The sequence below is a fragment of the Nocardiopsis sp. LDBS1602 genome, assembly GCF_035818715.1.
Classification (GTDB): domain Bacteria; phylum Actinomycetota; class Actinomycetes; order Streptosporangiales; family Streptosporangiaceae; genus Nocardiopsis; species Nocardiopsis alba.
In genome coordinates this window covers 288,839-310,810 of sequence record NZ_JAYLVW010000003.1, presented here as the reverse complement: position 1 = coordinate 310,810, position 21,972 = coordinate 288,839, and the positions used below count along the sequence as shown (strand labels likewise).

7 protein-coding genes are annotated in these 21,972 nt (G+C 70.6%); 1 reads left to right on the top strand and 6 read right to left on the bottom strand.

Annotated features, from left to right (window positions below; genetic code table 11):
• The first annotated feature begins 88 nt into the window (after positions 1-88).
• Entirely contained in the window at positions 89-1,483 is a 1,395-nt protein-coding gene (locus U9J66_RS13345; RefSeq protein WP_326337824.1) for a hypothetical protein, read from the top strand.
• Between the two features lie 63 nt (positions 1,484-1,546).
• Here U9J66_RS13345 and U9J66_RS13340 read toward each other — a convergent pair whose 3' ends face one another.
• From U9J66_RS13340 to U9J66_RS13315, 6 genes are all read right to left on the bottom strand, one after another.
• Complete coding sequence (locus tag U9J66_RS13340) at positions 1,547-4,831, bottom strand: right-handed parallel beta-helix repeat-containing protein (protein ID WP_326337822.1); 3,285 nt, start codon at positions 4,829-4,831, stop codon at positions 1,547-1,549.
• 94 nt (positions 4,832-4,925) lie between these two features.
• Positions 4,926-6,539, bottom strand: a complete 1,614-nt coding sequence (locus U9J66_RS13335) for a hypothetical protein (protein WP_326337821.1) — start codon at positions 6,537-6,539, stop codon at positions 4,926-4,928.
• 92 nt (positions 6,540-6,631) lie between these two features.
• Complete coding sequence (locus U9J66_RS13330) at positions 6,632-18,106, bottom strand: WXG100-like domain-containing protein (protein ID WP_326337820.1); 11,475 nt, start codon at positions 18,104-18,106, stop codon at positions 6,632-6,634.
• Positions 18,107-18,117: 11 nt separating this feature from the next.
• On the bottom strand, positions 18,118-18,480 hold the full coding sequence (locus U9J66_RS13325) for a hypothetical protein (RefSeq protein WP_161111032.1): 363 nt from the start codon (positions 18,478-18,480) through the stop codon (positions 18,118-18,120).
• An 81-nt stretch (positions 18,481-18,561) separates the two neighbouring features.
• Complete coding sequence (locus U9J66_RS13320) at positions 18,562-18,867, bottom strand: YbaB/EbfC family nucleoid-associated protein (RefSeq protein ID WP_274517537.1); 306 nt, start codon at positions 18,865-18,867, stop codon at positions 18,562-18,564.
• On the bottom strand, positions 18,788-21,925 hold the full coding sequence (locus U9J66_RS13315; protein WP_326337819.1) for a hypothetical protein: 3,138 nt from the start codon (positions 21,923-21,925) through the stop codon (positions 18,788-18,790). The genes U9J66_RS13320 and U9J66_RS13315 overlap by 80 nt, the downstream gene beginning before the upstream one ends.
• Positions 21,926-21,972 lie beyond the last annotated feature (47 nt).

Genomic DNA, 21,972 nt, shown 5'->3' with positions numbered 1-21,972 from the left:
AGTCGCCGGTCGGCCCGCTTCCCCCCGGTCCGCGCGACACGCCCCGGCGCGACCGGCCACGGGGGCGCGCCTGACCTACGGTGACGGCGTGACGCAGCCCGAACTCCACAGGAGGGTCCGGGGCGGGACCGACGAGGACCGCGCCCCGATCCGCGCCGACCTGCTCATGGCCGCCCTGGCCGTACTCCTCTTCGCCACCGCCGCCGTGGTCGGTACCCGTATCCAGAACGCCCACGGCGTCCTGTACGTGGCCTGGCCCCCGCTGTACGCCTCCTGGCTCCCGCACGTGGGCCCCGGCACGATCCCCGCCCTCGCCCTGGCGGCGGTGGTGATCCTCCAGGGGCCCGCGGTGACACGGGCCCTGCCCTGGCGTGCCCTGCTGTGGTCCGTCTGGGGCGCCTCCGTCCTGTGGATCACCGCCCTCGCCCTGGTGGACGGCCTACGGCGCGGGATCACCGACCGTCTCCTCTCCCCCCACGAGTACTTGAGCTCGGTCGACCGCTTCCAGGACGTCGGAGCCGCCCTGAGCACGTTCACCCGGCACATCCTGGTGGGGCAGCCGGACAACTGGCCCACCCACGTGGCCGGGCACCCGCCGGGCGCGGTCCTGACGTTCGTCGCCCTCGACCGGATCGGCCTGGGCGGCGGAACGTGGGCCGGGATCTGGTGCATCGTGGTCGGTGCCTCCGCCTCGGCGGCGATCCTGGTGGCGATGCGCGCGCTCGGAGCGGAGGAGTCGGCCCGCCGGGCGGCACCGTTCCTGGTGCTGGTGCCCGCGGCCGTCTGGGTGGGGGTCTCCGCCGACGGCTACTTCGCGGCGGTCACCGCGTGGGGACTGGCCCTGCTCGCCGTCGCGGCCTCCCCCGGGGGCCGCGCGCCGCGTTCCACGGCGCTGGCGTCAGGGGTGCTCCTGGGATGGTCGGTGTACCTGTCGTACGGCCTCGTGCTCATCGGTGTCCTGGCGGTGGCCGTGCTCCTGTGCGCGAGGAACGCGCGCGCACTCCCCTACGCGCTGGTGGGCGCCCTCGCGGTGGCCGCCGCCTTCACCGCCGCCGGCTTCTGGTGGTGGGAGGGGTACCGACTGCTCGTGGAGCGCTACTACCAGGGGGTGGCGGCGGTCCGCCCCTACGGTTACTGGGTCTGGGCGAACCTGGCCACCGTGTGCGTGACGGCCGGGACGGCGGCGGTGGTGGGGGCGCGCCGGGCTCTGGCCCGGATTCCGGACGCCGTGCGCGGGTTGCGACACGGGCCCGCGCGGGAGACCACGACGGTGGCCCTGCTGGTGGCCGCCGCGCTCTGCGCGATCGCCGCCGCGACCCTGTCCGGGATGAGCAAGGGAGAGACCGAGCGCATCTGGCTGCCGTTCGTCCTATGGGTCGTCCCCGCAGCGGCGCTCCTGCCGGCCCGCCACGCGAGGGTGTGGCTCGCCGTACAGGCGGCCACGGCCCTGCTGGTCAACCACCTGCTCCTCACCGGGTGGTGAGCGCTGTGACCGGCGCCCGGGCGTGACGTCCACCCGCTCGGGGCGGGTGGACGTCGGGGAGGGTCAGGGCACGTCGGCGGGGGTGAGCAGGGTCAGGTCCTCGCGCGTGGGATCGGTCAGGGCGATGGTCCGGCCCGCCTGTCGGGTGATCATGCGTTCCAGGACCTGGCGCGCGTACCGGGCGTTACCGAAGGACTCGGTGCGCGGGACCCCGGCGAAGTGCTCGCCCAGCGCGGCGGCGGTCTCGTCCGGGACGGTGAACCCGCCGGCCGCGGCCATACCGCCCACGATGGAGACCAGTTCCTCGTCGGAGTAGTCCTCGAACCGGACGTGGTGGGAGAAGCGCGAGGCGAGTCCCGGGTTGGAGTCGAGGAAGCGTTGCATCTCCGCGTTGTACCCGGCGACGATCACGACCACCTCGTCGCGGTGGTCCTCCATCAACTTGACCAGGGTGTCCACGGCCTCCTGGCCGAAGTCGCCGTTGGCCCCGACCGGGGTGAGGGTGTACGCCTCGTCGATGAACAGGACGCCGCCGCGCGCCTTCTCGAAGGTCTCCAGGGTGAGCTGGGCGGTGTGTCCGATGTAGCGTCCGACCAGGTCGGCGCGGGCGGCCTCGACCACGTGCCCCTGTGGGAGCACGCCCAGGGCGTGCAGCAGTCGACCGTAGAGTCGGGCGACGGTGGTCTTACCGGTACCCGGAGGGCCCGCGAAGACCAGGTGGTGGCTGAGGGTCGGGGCGGGCATCCCGATCGCCCTCCGACGCTCGGCGGCGACCAACACGTTGACCAGGTCGTTGACGGTGGACTTGACGTCGGACAGGCCGGTCAGCGCGTCGAGTTCGGCGCGCAGGCTCGCGACGTCGTCCCCGCCGGGCCCGGACGCCTGCGCGGCGACGGCCCCCAGGTCGTCGGGGGTGAGGATGGTGAGTTCGGCGGGGTCGGCGGGCGGGTCCTCTCCGAGCCGGTGCGCCTGGCGGTCCACCATCTCCTCGAAGACCTTGCGCGCCTCACGGCCGTTACCGAACGCCGGGCCCTTGGGCAGGGCCTCGAAGTGCTGGAGCAGCAGCGGGCGCAGGTCCGGGGAGAGCGTGTACCGGTGGACGGAGCCCAGACGCTCGACGATGCTCACCAGTTCCTCGGCCTGGTAGTTGGGGAAGGTGATGGTCCGCGCGAAACGCGAGGCCAGGCCGGGGTTCGAGGAGAGGAACCCCTCCATCTCGGCCGCGTATCCGGCGACGATCACGACCACCTCGTCGCGGTGGTCCTCCATCAGCTTGACCAGGGTGTCGATGGCCTCTTGGCCGAAGCCCCCGTTGTCCTCGGAGGAGAGCGTGTAGGCCTCGTCGACGAACAGCACGCCGCCGCGGGCCTTCTCGAACACCTCGGTGGTCTTGATGGCGGTGGCGCCCACGTACTGACCGACCAGGTCCGCGCGGGCGGCCTCGACGACGTGCCCGTAGCGCAGGACGTCCAGGTCGGCCAGGACCCGACCGTAGAGGCGGGCCACGGTCGTCTTACCGGTGCCCGGGGGGCCCGCGAAGACCAGGTGGCGGGCGACCGGCGGTGAGGGGAGCCCCATCTCGGCGCGGTGGCGGGCCATCTTGTTCCGGTTGATGAGGGTGGTGACCTCGTCCTTGACGCTGTCCAGACCGATGAGGGCCTGGAGCTCGGCCAGCGGCCCCTTCTCCTCGTCGTCCTCGGGGTCGTCGGTGGCGGCCCCGCCCGATACGGCGTCGGCGGGGACGGCGTCCGGTCCGTACAGGTCCTCGGCCTGGTTGCCCTCGCTGGTCAGCGCGTTCACCTGGATGTCGGCGTCGGCGACGGTCTGGCGCAGCCCCGCTCGGGTGTTGGCGCGCACCGTGCACCCGTCGAGGACGACGTTCTCGCCGCTGCCGACGAGCACTCCGTCTCCGCCGTTGCCCACCAGTTCGCAGGAGCGCAGCACGGCTCGGCCGCCGGCCGCCACCAGGACGCCGTTGCGGGTGTTCTCGTGCGAACGCACGCGCAGTGCGGTGATCTCTCCTTCGGCGTGGACGGCCACACCGTCTCCGCCGCATTCGGAGGCCTCGCTGTCGCGCAGGTCGAGCACGGCGCCTCCGGTGGCGGCGAGGCCGTTCTCCCTGGCGTCGATGACGCGTACCCCGCTCAGGGAGGCCCGGGCCCCGGCCGCCGCGTACACGCCGGTCCGGCGGGGGCGGGAGACCTCGAAGTCCTCGACTCGACCACCGCCTCCCTCCCAGCGCACACCGTGGCCACGTGCCCCGGTGACCGTGCCGTTGCGGAGGAAGGGGGCCGCGCCGGAGAGGATCTCGACACCGGTGCCGGCGGTGCGTTCCACGATGACGCGGTCGAACTCGGCGGTGGAGTCCTCGGTGACGTGGATTCCGGCGGCCTTCGTACCGTGCACGGTCAGACCGCTGAAGAGGGTGGAGGAGCGGCCGGTCACGGCGACCCCTTCGGCTCCGGCGTCCCTGATCTCGCACTCCCGGAGGTGGCCGCGGGCCTTGTCCTCGGCCGCGATACCCGTGCCGCCGCTGCCGGTGACGCGGACCCGCTCCACACGCGGGTCGGTTCCGGCGCGCAGGACCAGGCCGCGGCCGGCGGGCCTCTCGATGACGAGGTCCTCGACGGTCACGGAGGAGCGGGTGGAGATCACGACGCCGTCGTCGGCGACCGAGTGCACGCGCAGGCCGCTCAGGCCGGTGGCCGCGTGCTCGTCGATCACGACGGCGGCCTTGGTGGTCCCCGAGACCGTGCAGTCGCTGATGTGTCCGGCGCCTCCGCCGGCCGCGTAGATCCCGTTGGCTCCGGCGTCGCGAATGGTGCACCGACGGACCTCGGGGGCGCCCTTGTCGTTGATGACGACGCCGCTGGTGCCGACGTCCTCGATCACGCAGTCCTCGATCACGCTGATCTGTTCGGAGGTGACGACGATGCCGGCGCCCTCGCCGCAGCGCACCGTGCAGCCCCGCAGCGCCAGGGCCCCGCTGTCCCGGGCGAGCACCGCCGCCCAGGCGGACCCCTCGACCTCGCAGTCGGCCAGTTCGACCTGTCCGGCGGCGACGTCGACCACCGGGGCCTCCTTGTCGCGGCCGCGCAGGACGAGACCGGTGAGCTTGACCGCCTCGGCCACCGAGGTGACGGCGGTACCGGAGGAGCACAGGATCTCGACGGTCCCGGGGCCGTCGGCCGCCATCAGCGTCACCACGCGTGAGAGCACGAGCTGTTCGTCATAGCGGCCCGGGGCCAGGGACAGGACGGCACCGTCACCGGCGCCGGCGAGGGCTTCGCCGATGGTGCGGAACTCGGCTCCGCCGGAGGGGTCGACCGCGCGCACGTGACGGTTCATCGTCTGTCGTCTTCCTTTCTGTGCCCGCGGGCCGGGGCGGCCCGCGGGCTTTTCCTACTGTGCCGGTCAGGGGTCACCGGCGGCTACTCGTCGGTCAGCGGCACTCGGTCTCGACCACCGAGATGGGCAGCTGCGGGGCCTCGCCTCCCTCGGGGATGGCGCCCCGGTTGCGTGCGCGCAGCGTGAACGAGTTCCCTTCGGGCTGGAACTCGGTCAGCGCCCAGTACCGGCCGCCATCGGGCTTGGTGACCTCGAAGCCGCCACGGAAACCGCCGTCGGTGTTGTCACCGTCGAACAGCTCGTAGTGCATCGGGACGCCGTTGGCCCAGAGCGGTTCGGAACCGTTCTGCACGAGGATCTTGACCGTGCAGGTGGAACCGGGTCGGTTGGGCCAGAACGTCCACTCCGCGGAGGTCCCGCCACCGTCGGGGTCGCCGCTCACGGACATGACATCGTAACCGTCGACACATCCGCGCTCGGTGTAGCCCGAGGGGCCCGAGCGCCAGACGCCATCGCCGTGCACGCGGTAGCGTGCGCCTTCGTTGCTGCAACCGGGGCCGGAGACGGCGAAGAAGGACTCGGGCTCGGGCTCGGGCTCGGGTTCCGGCTCAGGCTCGGGTTCCGGCTCGGGCTCCTGCGGGGGCTCGGGCTCCCGCCGCTGCTGCTCGTCGGCCTTCTCGTTCTCCTGCTCCCGGGCCTCGGTGCCCTCGGCGCCCGGCTCGGTCTTCGATCCGGCCTGCGCGGTGAGCGGCTCGGCGACCACACCGTCGGGCGCCTCGCCCTCGGCGTCGCCCTCGTCCTCCTTCTCGGTCTCCTCGTCGGAGTCGGTCTTCTCGGAGCCGGGCTTCTCGGACTTCTCGGAGTCCTCGCCCCCACCGTTCCGCTCGTTCAGCAGGATGTCGAGCAGCGAGCCCTTCTCGACGGTCACGCCCTGGGGTTCGCCGGTGACACCGCCGCCCTCGCCGTCGAGACCGTCGGTCCCGGCGCCGTCCTCGTCATCGTCGTCGGCGCCTCCGCCCGGAGGAGCACCCTGGGGGCCTCCGGACGAGGGGTCCACGGGACGTTCGGGAAGGCCGCCGCCGCTCGAGCCCTCGGCACCACCGCCCCCACCGGAGGAGGGGTCGGACTCGGTCTCGTCGCCCGCTCCGGGGAGGACCGGGCTGTTCGGCTGTACCTCGGGGACGTACCCCTGCACGCCCGTGCCCGAGGACGAGGCGGAGGCCGAGTCCGAGGCCAGGCCCGAGGCGGAGGAGGAACCGGACGCCTCCGGGAAGGCCCCCGAGGCGAGATCGCCCTGGAGCAGCATCTCGTTCTGGTGTTCCTTGGCGGCGGACAGCCCGAACGGGGCGGCCACCAGCATCAGGCCGGCGATGGCCGCGACCGCGAGGACCGGGCGGCCCGGGCGATAGCGGTCCTCCTCGGCCTTCTCTGCGCCGTCGGCGGCCTTGGCGGCGTTGCCTCTCAGTGTCAGGGCCGAGAGCAGCGCACGACGGCCACGCTCGTTCCCGTCCACCGCGGTCTCACTCGCGGCGGAGGCGGTCGGGGCGGGGGTGGGAGTGGGTGCGGTATAGGGGGCGGTCTGGCCTTGGCCTTGCTCGGCCGGGGCCCCGATGGCGTCCCTGGCCTTGGCCGAGGGCGCCTCCCCCGTCGAGCTCAGCACGGGCCCCGTGCGGTGGGGACCGCGCGGTGCCTCGTTGTTGTCGGTCATTCTTCGTTTCTTCCTTTCGGAAACCGGAAGTGCTCCGGCGTTTCGGGGGCGGCCGCGAAAAGCGACTCGTGTGGAGAGGGTCTGTGGGCCCGTCAACTCGATGAGGACGGGGAGAGGGCCTGCATGAAGTGCTGGAGCATCGCCGGGTCGACGCCGCCGGAGGTGTCCGTGGGCGAGAGGGTCGGGGTGGACGGAGGGACCGTAGGGGCGTAGGCCGGGTGGGTCTTGCGCAGGGCCTCGAAGTAGGTGTCGAGGGTCTCACGGTGTTCGCGCAGTTTGGAGAGCAGGTCGGCGCGGCGCTCGATCAGGCCGCTCAGGGCGTCCACCGTCTCCTTGGAGAGACCGTGGGGGGTCCCCTGGTCTTCTCGGAGCCCCTTCAGCCCCTCCTGCGCCGCCTCGTTCGCCTCCTTGTCCTGGTCCTTCGAACGATCCCAACCGGGACCCTCGGCGCCGAGGCCGAGGTAGTCGCGGATGGCCTCGACCCCGTTGGAGGTGCGATCCGACCAGGCGCTCGGTTTCAGCGAGGGGTCGAAGGACAACAGGTCCATGGCCTTGCGGGCGTTCCTCCGATCCTCCTCCGACCGGTCCAGCCCCAGTTCCTTGTCGACCGCGCCGTTGAGCTCCTTCTCGGATTTGGCCGCAGCGTCCTGGCGGTCGGCGACACCGTCCCACGCCTTGATGGAGTCCGCGCTCACCCCACCGGCGAGCTCCTTGACCTGGTCCAGGCTCAGCCAGACGTCGACGGTGGTCGTGGTCGTCTCGGCCTTCGGGGCGTCGGACCCGGTGTGCTGGGCGACGAGCAGGGCGTCGACGGGGAACCGCACCAGGTATCCGCGTCCCTTGACGGGGGCGTCGGCGACGGTGTGCACGGTGGAGGCCGACTGCTTGCCTCCGCCCGCCGCCGTACTGGCGGAGCCGGCACCGGTCGTACCGCCGCCGATGAGGGCCGACCCCTCCTGGAAGTCGGAGACCGGCTGGTCCACGGCCTTCATGCCCGAGAGGTCCGCCCCATGGGTGAGGGCGGTCGATCCGGAGTGGGACACGGAACGCTCGTCGCGGTGGACCTCCGTGGACTCCTTCCCGGTCGACAGTTCACCGGTGGCCCCGATGATGGTGGCGCCGTCCGGGTCGATCTGGGTGAACAGCTTCGTCTCCAGCCCGGGCACGACGAAGGGCCCGTACGGGTCCTTGCCGACCAGGGTCGCGCCGTCGCCCCCGGACGCGTGGCCGAACAGCCCTCGCAGCACGTGCCCGTCCACGGCGGCCCCGAGCATGGGGCCGCGGGATCCCGCCCCGTTCCGGCGGAGGTGTTCGACGGCGTCGGCCACGTTGTTCTGCCGAGAGGCATCCGGGTTCCAGCCCATCGCCTTCGCCTCGGCGATCAGCGCCGCGTCGGCGATGGGCCCCTGACCCACCGCTTCGACCATGGGCAGGATGGTCTGGTCACGGCCCAGCCCGTTACGCCAGTCGGTGGCGAAGGAGGAGATGTCCTTCGCACCGTCCGTGGTGGGCGTGAACGGCGTGGGTACCCGGGGGGTCTCGGTCTGCGGGGGCGGGGTCGACGCCGAGGGGCCCTTGGGCGGGTCGGGGAGGAAGGTCCCCGTCTGGAACACCTCGGTGCGCGGGCCCACGTTGACCGACGAGCTGAAGGCCGCGCCCCGCGAACCGCTTCCGTACCAGTGGTCCAGGGACAGGGTGAAGTCGATCTTCATCGGCGTGGTGGCGGTGATCCCGGGGGCCTTGATCGTGCGCGAGGTCGTCTTCGTGTCGGTGTCGGAGGTCAGCTCCGTGGAGGTGGTCGCGCTCTCCCAACCGGTGCCGGCGCTCAACGTCTTGGTCTGGTAGCGGTCCTTGGGGAAGGTGGGGGCGCCCTTGTCGTCGGTTCCGGTCGCCGCGACGGGGTTCCATCCCCCGTCCAAACCGGCGGTCACGCCCTTCTTCTTCTGCTTGCCTTTGGACTCGTTGTGCTCGGAGGACTCCGAGACGGAACGTTCCGAGGACAGCCCTGCCTCGACCGAGTGGAGGTCGGAGTCACCGTCCCGGCTCAGCCCCAGGCGCAGCCAGCCGCTACTGCTGAAGCGCTGCCCGCCGAGCGTGCCCTCGCGCACGTTGACCGGCAGGACCAGACCGCCCGTCTGGAGCCGGAGGTTGTCCCCTCGTGTGTAGCCGGCCGAGAGGGCGGCGCGGATGTCGCTCTTGCTCTGTTCGGTGAGTTCGACCCCCTGGTCCTTCACCTGTTGGAGGATCCCGTCCACGGCCGCCTTGGTGTCGATGCCGTTGAGGGCGTATCCGGAGGTCTCGTTCCCGGGGACGAACGTGATGTCCTTCGGGATCTCCCGGGCCTTCCCCAACGCCCCGTCGAGCCCCTCCGGGGAGGGCAGAGCGTTCTTCTGGGCCAGGTCGAGGACGCGGTAGCGCGACTCGGTGGTGCCGGACTCGGTGTCGTCCCGGGTCTGTTCCCGGGTGCCGTCGTCCTGAGTGTTCTCGGACCGATCCCGGTTCTCCCCGTCCCCTTCGTTCTCGGCTCGCTCCCGGTTCTCCCCGTTCCGGTTCCGGTCACCGCCGTTCTCGAGCGGGGTCTTCGAGGTGGACCCGTTCCCCTCCGTCGTGGAGGTGATCGGCACCGAGACGAAGGCGTTCCACTGGGTGCGGATCTTGCTGTGCACCTGGAACTCGTCGGAGGTGGTCACCTTCACGGTGCTACCGCCGAAGGAGAGCTTGTCCTCCCCTCCGAACGAGTTGGTGTCGCCCTTCGTCGTCGTCTGTTTCGAGGCGTAGGGCGTCGCGCCCGCCGAGCCGCGCAGGCGGTTGTTCCTGCTGTCGCCCTGGTTGAGGACCGCCTCGCCCTTCAGGCCGGCCGTGACGTTGTGCCCGGAGCTATCGCTGCTACCGGTGATCCGGTCGGACTCGGACTTGTAGGTGAGGTCGATGCCGCCGTCGAGCACGGCGTCGGAGGTGTGCATCGACTTGCGTTCGGCGCTGATGTCGACGTTGACGTTGGAACGGCGGATCGTACCGTCCTCGAACTGCGCCTTCAGGGGGAGCCCGCCGTCGTGGACGTCCATCGTGTGGGCGGCGAGTGCCTTGGGCGAACTGAGGACGTTCCAGTGGCCCATGACCGCCTCACCGGAACGCGAGGCGGCGGTGTAGCCGGGGGCGGAGCTCACGGCGTTGTGGATACGGTCCTTGAGCCCGGGCGACGTGGAGTGCTTGGGCGCGTGCGGCAGACCGTCGAGGTCGAGGTCGGCCCGAGAGCGGTGCGGCCGGTTCTGGTCCTGGTCCTGACGTTCCTCGTTCCGCTCCGGCGGCGGACGCAGACGGGTGTCGCGGTCTTGAGCGAACCGGTGGTCCTTCTCGCGTCCCTGCGCAGTGGCGGCCTCGTCGTGCCTGAGCCGTTCCTGCTCCCGGGCCCGGGTGAGCCGTTCCTCGCTCCCGGGGATCCTGTCCCGCGCGGCCACCGACTCGTTCCGGTCGTTCCGGGCGGTCTCGACGTCCCGCGCAGCCTGCCGGGCGTCCTCCGCGGATTCGTCCGCCCGCTGTCGTCCGGTGTCGGCCTCACTCCGCGCGCCGGCGGCGCCCTCCTCCTTCGCGGTCGCCTCGTTCTCCTTGCCGGAGGCCTTCTCGCTCTGGGCGTCGGCCTTGTCCTTGAGGTCCCGGGTCTCCCGTGCCGTCTCCTCCGACTTCGTTCGAGCGTCGTAGACCTCGGAGGACTCGGGGGTCGGCCGTGGCGTCGGTGTGCCGGACGCGTCGCCTTCCTTGGAGGAGGGCCCCGTGGCATCGGCGTAGGCCGATTCTGCGTCCCGGACCGCGTCGGCCGCCTGCCGTTCGGCGTCGTTCAGAGCGTTCCAGTTGTCGAGCGCCCTGTTCCAGGCCTGGTCGGCGGCGTTCCGATCGGGGTTCTCGCCGAGCGCGTCCACCCCGGTGTCGAGGAGGTCGGGCAACGGCGGCGGGGTGCGGCGTTCCCCCGGAGGCGGTGTCCCCTCTCCTTCGGGACGGTTACGGGAGTCCGTCTCCGTCTGAAGCGCGTCGACGTAGGCCCACGCGTCCTCGATCGCCTCCCGCCTGCGTTCCGCGGCGTCCTTCAGATCCTGGGCGGCGTCCGCGCGTTCCCGGGTCGCCTCGGTCCTCAGGTCGCCGGCCTGTTTCTCGGCCTCGGCGGCCGTGTCCTCCAGGTTCCGCGCGTTCTCATCGTCCTGGGAGGCCTTCTTCTCCCTGCTCTCCAGCTCCTTCTCGGCCTGGGTCAGGGCGTTCTCCCGCTCTCCGAGCCGGCCGGCGAGATCGTTCAGACGGTTCAGTTCGGCGCGGGCCTCCTCGGTCTGTCGGCGGGCCTCGCGTGCCGTTTCCAGGGCCTCCCGGGCCGCTTCCCGGGCCTGGGTCGCCTCCGCGTCTCGATCGGTCGTCGGGGTGATCGGGGCGCGTTCACCGGACACGGGCACCGTCTTGGGCCCCTCCAACAGGATCCGAGGCCTCTTCGGATCCGTGCCGGAGCTCTCCGGGGTCACGTCGACGAGATCGGAGTCGGTCCCGAGCCTCATCTTGAGTTCGAGCTCGTAGGACCACGTCTCCAGATCCCCCTTGGCGCTGGAGGAGGCCTCGACCCCGGCCTTGCGGTTGCCGGACAGGGGCGTCGCGTTCTCGTTCTCGTAGGAGTATCCGCCTCCGACCTCGAAGATGCCCTTGGGCAGACCGGCGGCCGTCGATCCGACACGGGTCTGGATCATCGCCGTGGCTTCGGCACTGTAGGTGGTGGTGTTCTGCTTGCCCGCCGCCTGCGCCGTCGACGCGTTGAGACCGGTGCTCAGGGATCCACCGCTTCGAGAGCCCTCGAACCGCGCGTCGGTCAGCTTCCCTTCCAGGTGGAGGGTGATGAAGTCGGCGCCGTCCCGGTCGTCCTTCTTGATCGACGACGTTCCGGGCATCTTCTCGACCAGCGAGCGCCACGTTCCGGGGGCGGGCGTCAGGGCGTTGCCCAGGCCACCGGTGCGCAGGTGGATCGGGGTACCGTCACCGATCAGGTTGCCGGTCTCGTCGATCGCCGCGCCGACCATCTCGTAGATCTTCAGCGTGTTCTCGACGCGCAGGTCGGCCCCCTGCCACAGCGTCCTCCAGAAACCCCGACCCTTCGGTTTGGCCCCTGAGGGGTCGGTCACCAGCTCGGGGTGGGCGTCGAAGACCTGCTGGTGGATCTTCTTGGCCGCGACGGTCGAGGGCGATTCACCATTGGAGTCGCGCAGGCGTCCATCGCTCCATTCGGACCGTAGAGGGACCGCCTCGCTCACGTTGTCCACGCGTTCGCCGTTGAGACCGGGTGTGGTGGGCTCGGCGGGGGTGTTCTCCGTGCTCCGGTCCGTGTTGTCCGAGGCCATGGCCAGGGCGTCGGCGGTCGTCACCTGGTCCAGGGTGGTCAGGTCGAACGTGCCCGACCGTACCGTGGGTCGGTCCTTGGACGATCCACCACCGTTCTCGGTGTCGTTCGTACCACCCGTGTTCTCCGAGGCGGCGGTGGTGGTGTTCGTGTTGTTCGTGTTCCCGGTGGTGTTGTTCGTATTCCCAGCGGTGCTCGTGGTGCCCGTGTTCCCCGAGCCACCGGCGGTGGTGTTCGTGTTCCCGGTGGTGTTCCGAGTGGTGGAGGGCTGATCCTCGGTGGTCGTGACCGTGTAGGTGCGGTTCACCCGGTAGAAGGCTGAGTCGCCCTTGCTCCCGGGGCTATAGATGCGCTCACTGCCGTGTTCGACACCGCGCGTGTACTTCTGGGTGCCCTTGACCCCTCCGGTCACCTCGGGCCCCACTCGAAGGATCGACGACCCGTCCCCGGGGATGATCGTGCCGATGAAGGCGGCCCCCGCCTTGAAGTCCTCCTTGTTGGTGCGCCCCGCGCTGTTCTGGGCGTTGTTGGAGAACTTGTCGGTGTCGGAGAAGGAGGAGTCCTTCATCTCCGGCCCGACCCGCTCATAGGAGACCGGGCCGCCGCTGATCTCCACGTACTGGGTGTTGCCCTTGTCGTCCTGGTAGGGGAAGCGCAGGACCTTCCCCTGGTCGGCCTTTCCGAGGTTGTCGCGCAGGGTCCGCATGTCGATCGGAAGGTCCTTGGGAAGACCGCCGTCGAGGATCCCGATGGTGCGCGAGAAACGGGGGGCCTTGACCGGAGCTCCGGTGCCATCATCGGTGCGGAACCGCTCCGGGGGCCTCTGGCGTTCGGGGGTGGGGCTCTGGGCGTCCGTGGAGGACCCCTCGCCGTTGGAGGACTCCGTGGTGGACGGGTCGGCGTCCGCGTCGCGCACATGGCCCGCCAGGACCACGTCGACGACATCGTTCAGTCGGTCGGAGAACTCGACCCGGGTGGGCGGCCCCGCCGGCGGCCCCTCCTGTTCGTCCGTCCCCTGCCTCCGGTCATCGGCCCCCCGCTGATCGGAGGTGGTCGTGGACGGTGAGGGAAGTGGAGAGACCTCCAGGACCGCCGAGACGGTCATGTCACCGGTGAAGCGTGAGGGGTCGTCCCCGTCGACGTCGACCTTGCGCTTGTGACGACGTTCCGCGCTCATCTGGAACTCGTTGCCGCGCTGGCGGACCGCGAAGGACGTCTTCAACTTCGGGGCGACCATGGCCACCTTGCCGAAGATCTCTCCGATGACGGTGATGGGGAGCCCGGGGTTGAAGCTCTTGCGCCCCTGTTGGGCACCGGTGCCGACGTCCTTGGCCCGGTTCTCGGTCGCGTTCCCGGCGTTGAGCCTCCGATCGGGGGAGCCGGTGGTGTCACGCCATTCTCGATCGACGGTCAGCCTCACCTCGCCGCGCGGGGGCGGTGTGGTGCCGTTCCCGTTGACGCTGACGCCGGTGGAGGCGTCGTGGACGGGGATCGTGAACACGTCGTCCGGACGGGCACGTCCGCTACCGATGAGATCGAGGGCGTTGGCGAGGGCCTCGGCGTCCGGCCGCACCCCGTTCTCGGCGAGCTGATGGGTCAGACGCCGGCGCAGTCCCTGAACGTCGACGTCCGGGTTCACGTGCAGGCCGGAGTACCCGTCCCCGTTGGAGATGGGGCCGATGTCGGCGAGCATGTCGAGCATCCGACTCGTCTCCGGGGAGACCGGCTTGGGCGGGGTCTCCTCACCGGTGGTCTCAGCGGTCACCTCAGGAGTGACCTCGGGAGTCACCTCAGGGGTCACCTCAGGAGTGACCTCAGGAGTGACCTCAGGGGTCACCTCGGCGGTGACCTCGTGCGGTGGCCCCTGCGGCTCGGTCGTGCTCCGGTCCTGATTCGCCGGCCTCTCCCTCTGCGGGGTACCGGAGGACTCCCCAGAGGTGTCGTCGGTACCGCGGCCGCGGCCCTTCCAGAGGTCCTTCAGAGGGTGGCTCTCGGGCTTCTTGCCGCTGCCGCCACCGTTGTCCTCTCCGCCCCCGCCCTTCTGCTTGAACAGATCGGAGAAGGGTCCGGCCGCGCGATGGTTCCCACCACTCTCGGTGGTCACCGGGGTGGGACCGTTCGGCATTCGGGACAGCGGGGACTCCATACCGGCCCCGCGCGCCCGGTCGAGGGCGCCGTCCCAACGGCCGTCCGAGGTCCACTCGCCGACGACGCGGTCGAAGTCGCCCTTCAGCCGGTCCGGCAGGTCGGCGCGGACCTGGTCGTCGCCGCGACCTCTCACGCGGTTGTCGTAGGCCGCGCCGAACAGGGCGATGGTGTCGTCCTGGTTCCGTGTCCCATCGGGGTCGAGCAGGGCGGCCAGGTCGCGATGCACGGAGTTCGGAAGATCGCCCAGCCGGGTCGGTCCGTCGTAGCGCGACGCCCCGTTCACCTGGTTCTCGATCTGATCCAGGTAGTGGTTCAGGATCTGCGGGGGCCTGCCGTCGCGTCCGCCGGGGGCGTCCATGTAACCGCCGACCTCGTGGACCGCGCTGGAGTCCGGTGAGGCCCGGAACACGGCCGGGGGGCGGCCGGATCGTTCCTGGGAGGGGTCACGGTACTCATCGTCGAGCCCGACCCTGTGCAGGGCCTCGTGCAACCAGACGTCGACCCCGTCGTCCAGCCGCCAGTTGGCGGTGTCGCTGCGTCCGGGCAGATCCGGGTTGTCGTGGACCCAGGTGACGCCGGAGTGCGGTCGTCCGTCGGGCCCGACCTGCTCCACACGGATGTGGAGCTGGTCGCCGCTGCCGGGCAGCCGGTAGCGCTGGTTGACGACCTCGTCGAGACGGTCCATGAAGTTCCGCCGGGCCGTGTCGGCCTGTTCGGGGGTGACCCCGGGGCCGGTGTCGAAGTTCATCCGGATCGTCAGCTCGGTGACGTGCGTCGGGCCGTCCGGGTCGGGGTTCGGCAGAGGTATACGACGCACGTCGAAGCCGCGTTCGGCGATCGAGACGATCGGATCGTCCTTGCTCGACCCGTGCAGGATCTCGACGCCGTCGGTGTCGACACCGGAGCGGTCCCGGTTCGCGCCGACCCTCGTCGGTTCGACGTCGTCGCGAAGGTTCTGCCAGTCGGTGGGCGGGCGCAGCCCTTCGGAGACGGTGGCGGGGGCGTCCGGGTCGGGGCGCGGCTTCGGTGCCGGCGGGGTGCCGGCCGGTCCGCGCCGTCCGTCCCCGGTGGTCTCGGGGCCGCCCTGCGCGTGGGGGGTGTTCTGGGGGGCCATCACGACGGGCGCGGGCCCGCCTTCGGGGTGCGGGGTCGTCCCGTTCCCACCGTCGTTCTGGTGCGTGGTCGCGCCGGAGTCGTCGTGGGTCGACGCCCCCTGGTCGTCGGGGTGCCGGCTCACGGGGGTGTCGGAGTCCGAGGACCGGGTGTTCTCGTCGCCGGTGTCGTCCTGGAACGGTCGGGTCTCGGGGTCCGTGTTCTCGGAGCCCGTGTTCTCGGGGTTCGCGGTCGCCTCGGAGGCGCCCTCGTTCCCGGTCCCGTTCGGGCGGTGGGTGGACGCGCCGCCGTCGTTCGCGCCCTGCCCGGCCGGGTTCGTCGCGGGCGGGGGTTGCGTGTGGGAACCGGTGTCGTCGTCGCGGCCCCGATCTCCGGTCGTCTCGTCCCGGTCCGGTGTGTTCTGGTTCGGGGGTTCTTGGCCGGGGGCCTCCCGGGAGCCCCGGTCCGGCGTGTTCCCCGCCGTCTCGTTCGCGTCGGGGGTCGCGTTCGGATTCGGGCTCGGGTTCGGGCTCGGGTTCGGGGACCCCTGAACGGCCTCGTTCGGGTTCGGGGACTCCTGTGCCTGCGGCCCCTCGTTCGGGTTCTCCCGGACCGGCGCGTTCCGGTCCGGGGTCCCCTGGTTCGGGGATTCCTGTCCCGCCCCGTTCGGGTTCGGGGTGACGTTCGGGTTCGAGGTCTCCTGATCCGGGACCTCCCGGACCGGCGCGTTCTCGGAACCGTTCGGCTCCCGCACCGCGCCGCCGCCCTCGGACCCCTCCTGAAGCGGGGCGTCCTGGGAGGGGGGCCTCTGGGGGTCCTGGTCCGGAGCCCCCTGGCCCGGGTTCTCCTCGACCGTCGTGTTCGGGTTCGAGGTGTCCTGGTTCGACGGATCCTCGTTCGGAGCCCCCTGAACCGGGGTCGCCGGGTTCGACGTCTCCTCGTTCGAGGGCTCCTGGCCCGGGGTCTCCTGCCCGGTCTCGTTCGGGTTCGAGACGTCCTGGGGCGGCGTCTCTCCGGTCCCGTTCGTGTGACCGGCCCCCTCGGGTCCGCTCGGGTTCGACGAACCCTCACCGTCCCCGTTCTCCTCGGTGGGGCGCTCCCGATCACCGTTGTCCTGGTTCTGGTCACCGATGACGGGGGCGTCGCCGGCACCCTCGTTCTCCGAGGACGTGTTCTCCCGATCGCCCCGGTTCAGGTGGTCGGAGTCGTTCTCGTCCGGGGTGTTGACGGGCCGGTCGGAGGACTGCTCCGAGGTGTCGCCCGTAGTGGAGGACTCGTTCGAGCCGCCGCCGTCGTCGTTCGGAGGCGCGGCGGGGCGATAGGTGCCGTTGTCGGACCGGTCGCTCGTGTCGGAGGACTCGGTGGTGACCTGCTGGGGCGGCGGGGGCGGCGGAGGCGTCGAGGTCTGGTCGGACGAGGCGCCGTCGTTCTGGGAACCGCGCGAGTCTCCCCCGCCCTCGCCGGTCGAGGAGGAATCGTTCGACGAGGTGGAAGTGGACGAGCCGTTCGTCGAGGAACCGGATTCCGACGGCGGTCCACCGGCCGGGTTCGAGGAGCCCGGTCCTTCGCCCGTCCCGACCTCGGGAGCGCCCGTGGTCGGCGGGGGCGGGGTGGGGACGCCGGGCGGCGGGCCGGCGTTCTTCAGTTGGTCGATGAGCAGCAGGCCGCCCTGGGTGAGGCTCTGCTGGACCGCTCCGGAGACCAACCCCGAGACCCCGGAGAGCCACGTGATGGAGAAGGTCTTCTCGTCGCTGAAGAGCAGGTTGAACAGGCCCTCGCTGAGCATCCCCTGGGCCGCGTTGGCGATGCCCCCGCCGCCGAGCTGCGCCAGGAAGTTCTTCCAGTGCGACCCCACGTCGGAGAGACCATTGCGCACCCCGTTGGGCACACCGTTGGTCAGGAAGTCGCTCAGCTTCGGGTCGATGCCGCGGCCGTACTTGCTCACCACGTCGCTCAGTGCGTCGTTGAGCCCGTCCCTCCCCCAGTGGCGGGAGAAGGCGTCGGCGTAGCGTTCACCGAACTCTCGGGCCTGGTCTCGACTCATCGAGTCGCCCAGGGAGTCGGCGAAGCTGTTCCCCATGTCGTTGCGGAAGCGTTCGGCGTCGATCGGACGGTTCCACCCGGGCCGGTTGTCCATGCCGTAGGGGCGCAGCAGATCGTCGCTGTTGCGGCCCATCACGTCGCCGATGCCCTCGGGCAGCCCCTTGCCGGGACCGCCCGTAGGGAAGTGGTCATCGAGTTGTTTGGTGATGGCCGGGCCGGAGGTGTTGTTGAGCAGCTTGTTGAACTGGTTGGACAGCGCGCTACCGCCGAAGGCGGCGGCGGTGCCGAGGAAACCGTCCAGCATGGCGCCCTTGGCGGCGTCCTCGGTGAGCTTGTGGTCCCACTCGTCGCGGTAGCCGTTGTCGATCTGGATGCGCTGGATGAGCGCGTCCAGCGTGAGCGCGAAGAACTGGCTGATCGCCATCTGCTGGAGCAGTTCGGCGAACAGTCGGAACAGGACCCGCCCGATGACGGTCTTGGTGATGGCCTTGAAGATGGGGATCTTGGCCAGGGAGGCGCCGAAGGTGTACGGCGCCATCGCGATCGCCCAGGCGATCTCCAGGGCCAGCTGCACGAGCTGGCCGATGATCATCCACTTCGCGTACTGCACCTGGGTGGCCGCGTTGTGGACGTACTCCTGGAGACCCCGGGCGACCGCCGTGCCCTCGCCGAGGTAGTTGCGCTCCCCCGCCGTGAACTGGTCCACCGACTCGTCGAAGAAGTCCGCCGCCGTGGCGTCGAAGTTCTCCCGCACCTTGTTCTTGATCCGGATGACGAGCTGGGGGAGCTCGACCTCCAGACGGTCCGCGGCGGTGCCGTAGACCTGGGCGAGTTCCCACAGCCGCGTCTCGTCGGCGGTGGGCCACTCCGACCCGGTCAGGACCGAGAACAGGTTGCGGAGTTCGGGGGGCAGTTCCATTCCCATCGGGGTCAGGGCCTCCCGCTGCCGCCGCCGGTCACGCGGGTGTTCTGGGTACCGATCAGACGCGTCGCGCTGTCGATGCCGTACTGCTCGGAGCGTCCGAACTGCTTGGCGGTGTCGATCGTGGCCTCGGCGGTCTTCTCGAAGGCCTTGCCGAGCGTCGTCAGGAAGACCCCGAACCCTTCGCGGTTCGGGACGTAGTTCTTCTCGAACGACTCGGCCACGGCGTCGCCCTCACCCCAGCATTTGCCCAGGGCGTCGACCGAATCGTTGAACCACCGGTCGATCGCGCGTACCTCGGCGGCGAGTTCGTGGATATCGGCGCCGTCCCTGGCGACCGCCTCCGGGTCGATCGAGATGCGATCCGACATGGCCTCTCCTTCCTCCTATGTCGTCGTGGTGTCATCACGGTGTGGGCGGGCGGAGGGGACGTGTCCCCTCCGCCTCGTCGGTCAGGTGGGCGGGTGCACCCTGCCCAGGCCGAGCTCCTCCAGCAGGGCGGTGGGGTCTCCCGCCACCGCCTGTTCCCGGGCGGCGGAGTCGCCCGGGATCAGCCCGCCCATGGCGTCGGAGACCTGTCGGGCCACGTCGCGCCGGGCGCGTTCGACGACCTCGACGATGGCCGAGGCCAGTTCGGCGGGCGCCATCATCCGGTACTTGTCGGTGTGGAACCTCAGCTCAGCGATCTCGCCTCTGGCGTTCACCGTCACGCTGAGCATCCGATCCTTGGACACCGCCTCTGCGGTAACCGACTCCAGGTTTGCGCTTGCCTCCGCCAGGCGCTCCTGGGTCTGGCGAAGTTGTTCGAGGGACCTCTCCATCTGCCCCTGTAGGGACATGTCCAACGCCGCTCACTCCCTTGTCTTTTCGGGTTCCGGGCCGTCCCAACGAGGCGGGTCCGCCCCGTGCGGTGGTGCCCCACACCTTCTCGTCCTCGGCGAGCCAGGTGGTACGGGTGCGTTCCTGCCCGCCGGCGCCACCACCGGCGCCGCCCGCTCCGCCCGGAGGCATCATGGGCATACCGGGGGTGCCCGGGGTACCGGGTGCACCGGGGGTGCCGACCGACCCCGGCGAGAGGGAACCGTCCGTTCCCTGACCTCCACCGAAACCGCCCCAGGGGCTGGTTCCGCCGGGTCCGTTCCCCCGACCGCCTCCGTTGCCCTCGGACGAGCCTCCGACGGAGCCCGAGTCCGGACGGGCGGTCATGCCGCCCCCGTCCGAGCCTCCCAGGGAGCCGCTCCCGGGGGGCGGTGTGAGCACGGATCCGCCGCCGCCTCCTCCGATCGAGGAGCCGCCCGAACCGAATCCGGATCCCGAAGAGGAGTTCAGGTCGCCCGATCCGCCGAGGCCGTTGGATCCGGGGGACGGGTAACCACCGCCTCCACCGCCCGGAGCGTCGAGGACCGGGGGGTCGGGGAGTTTGATACGGTCCCCGCCCAGATCACCGGAGCCTCCCGAGCCGCCGAGGCTCGGGCTGTCGGGAAGCCCCGGACGGTTCGTCCCGCCCGGGCCGCCGAGGCCATCGGAACCGCCCGGGTCGCGGGAGCCGACCGGGGTCTGGGAACCCTCGCCTTCATCGGCGTTCGACCCGCCCGAGGACGGGTCCAGGCCTCCAGGACCCTCCAACCCGGTGGGAACGCGGACCGGAGGAGGCGGGACGGAGCCGAGCCCTTCACCGTCCGTGGAGGATCCGAGGTCCCCGTAACCACCCTGAGGCGGTCCTCCGATGGTGGAGGACGAGCCACCACCCTCGATACGAGAGCCGTCCGGACTCAGGACGGTCCCGTCCGGAAGCCGGGTGCTGCCATCCGGGAACAGGGTGCTGCCGTCCGAAAGCCGAGTGCTGCCATCGGGAAGCACGGTCCCGTCCGGAAGCCGGGTGCTGCCGTCCGGAAGCCGGGTGCTGCCGTCCGAAAGCCGAGTGCTGCCATCGGGAAGCACGGTCCCGTCCGGAAGCCGGGTGCTGCCGTCCGGAAGCCGGGTGCTGCCATCGGGGAGCAGGGTGCTGCCGTCCGAAAGCCGAGTGCTGCCATCGGGAAGCACGGTCCCGTCCGGAAGCCGGGTGCTGCCGTCGGGGAGCAGGGTGCTGCCATCGGGAAGCAGGGTGCCGCCACCGGGGAGCGGAGTTCCCTGGTCCCGTCGCCCGGTGCCGGCAGGCCCACCTCCCGTACCGCCACCGGATCCGCCGGGCCCCATGACACGCATACCCGGGGTGAGCGGCGGAGGGACCAGGCCTCCTCCACCCGACCCTCCCCCTCCGTCTCCCGACGAGGAGAGGTCGCCTCCGAGCCCATCGAACGTCCCCCCGGAGCCGGGCCCTCCGAGGCCGTCCCCCGAACCGCCGAGGTCACCCGAACCGCCGAGGTCGCCCGAGCCGCCCGTGATCTCCTGGCCTCCGGAACCACCGGGGATGTCGCTTCCACCGCTCTCGGGGGTCTGGTTCCCCAGATACTCGTCGATGATGTCCTGAGCCGTACGGTCACCACCGGGGCCGTTTCCACCACCGCCGCCACCGTCGTTACCGCCACCGTCGCCGTTCCCCCCGAGGTCGCCGCTGCCGCCGTCACCGTTGAGGTACTTGTCGAGGAGATCCTGGATCGAGTCTCCGCCACCATCCCCGTCGTTGTCGCCGCCGCCGTTGAGCAGGTCGTCCAGGCGCGTCCTCAGGTCGGTCTCGTCATCGCCGCCGCCGTTGAGCAGCTCATCCAGGCGCGTCCTCAGGTCACCGTCCCCGTCGTTGTCGCCGCCACCGCCGAACAACTCGTCGAGGATCGACTTGAGGTCGTTGTCGCCGGACCCGCCCGGCCCGTTGCCACCGGTCGTGTCGTTGGTGACCGGCGGCGGGACGTAGGGCCTGATGGACGAGGAGGAGCTCGAATAGGCACCGGAGACCGTGGTGATGCCGTCCAACACGACCTTGCGCAGGTCGGCCAGGCTGTTCCACCACCGGTCCTTGATCTCCGTCTCGAAGGTCTTCCACGTGGATTCCTGGTCGGTCGGCAGATCACGGATCCTGATGTTGCTGCCGGTACCGCCCACCGTGGTGACGTGGGGACGCTGCTCCTCCCACCAGGTACGGATGAGTCGTCGAGGACTGTGGTTCGGATCGCCGATCCACTTGTTGTACTCATCGATCACCGCGTCGATGTAGGTGGGGCTGACGGCGGCGCGCGCCGAGCTCACGGCGTCGGCCGCCGGGTCGAGCATGTTGCCGAGGCTCCGGAATTCGAGGGCCAGGCTCCTCATGTACTGGCCCAGGGCGGTGGCCCCCGCGCCCTCGAACTTCTCGTTGCCCGGGTCGAGTTCCTTGTACAGCGTCCAGAGTTCGTCGTAGCGGGCGTTGGCGAAGTCCCGGTAGTCTCCCAGGTCGGTCTGGATCCGGGTGAGAACGCTGTTGTTGTAGCTGGTGCTGCCCCTCTTGGAGTCGGCGGCGGCGTTGAGGATCGTGGGGAACCGGTCGATGAACCTCCCCCACACGGTGTCCCCGCGCTCCTTGATCGCGTCGTTGAGGTGGACGCCCGTGTACACGGCGAAACCCCGCTCGAAGCCGCCGAGCAGGTCGGCGTCGGAGGATCTGCTGTCGAAGCCGAACCACTCGTCCGCGTCCTTGGGGTCACCGACGTCCCAGAAGTAGCTGGCGAACCAGTTGGTGTCCTTCACCGCCTGGGCCGTGCCCATGGGAGGGACCGAACCGTCGCCCTCGAGATCGGCGAAGACGTTGATGGCGTGGGCCAGCTCTTCGCTGTCGGTGACGCCTTCTGCCTCGGGGACAGCGGGATCTGTCCCCTCCTTCTCTGGAAAGTCCTCGTCTGCCATGGAAGTTCCTCGGGGCGGAGTGGTGGAGGGATCCGGACGGTGAGCGG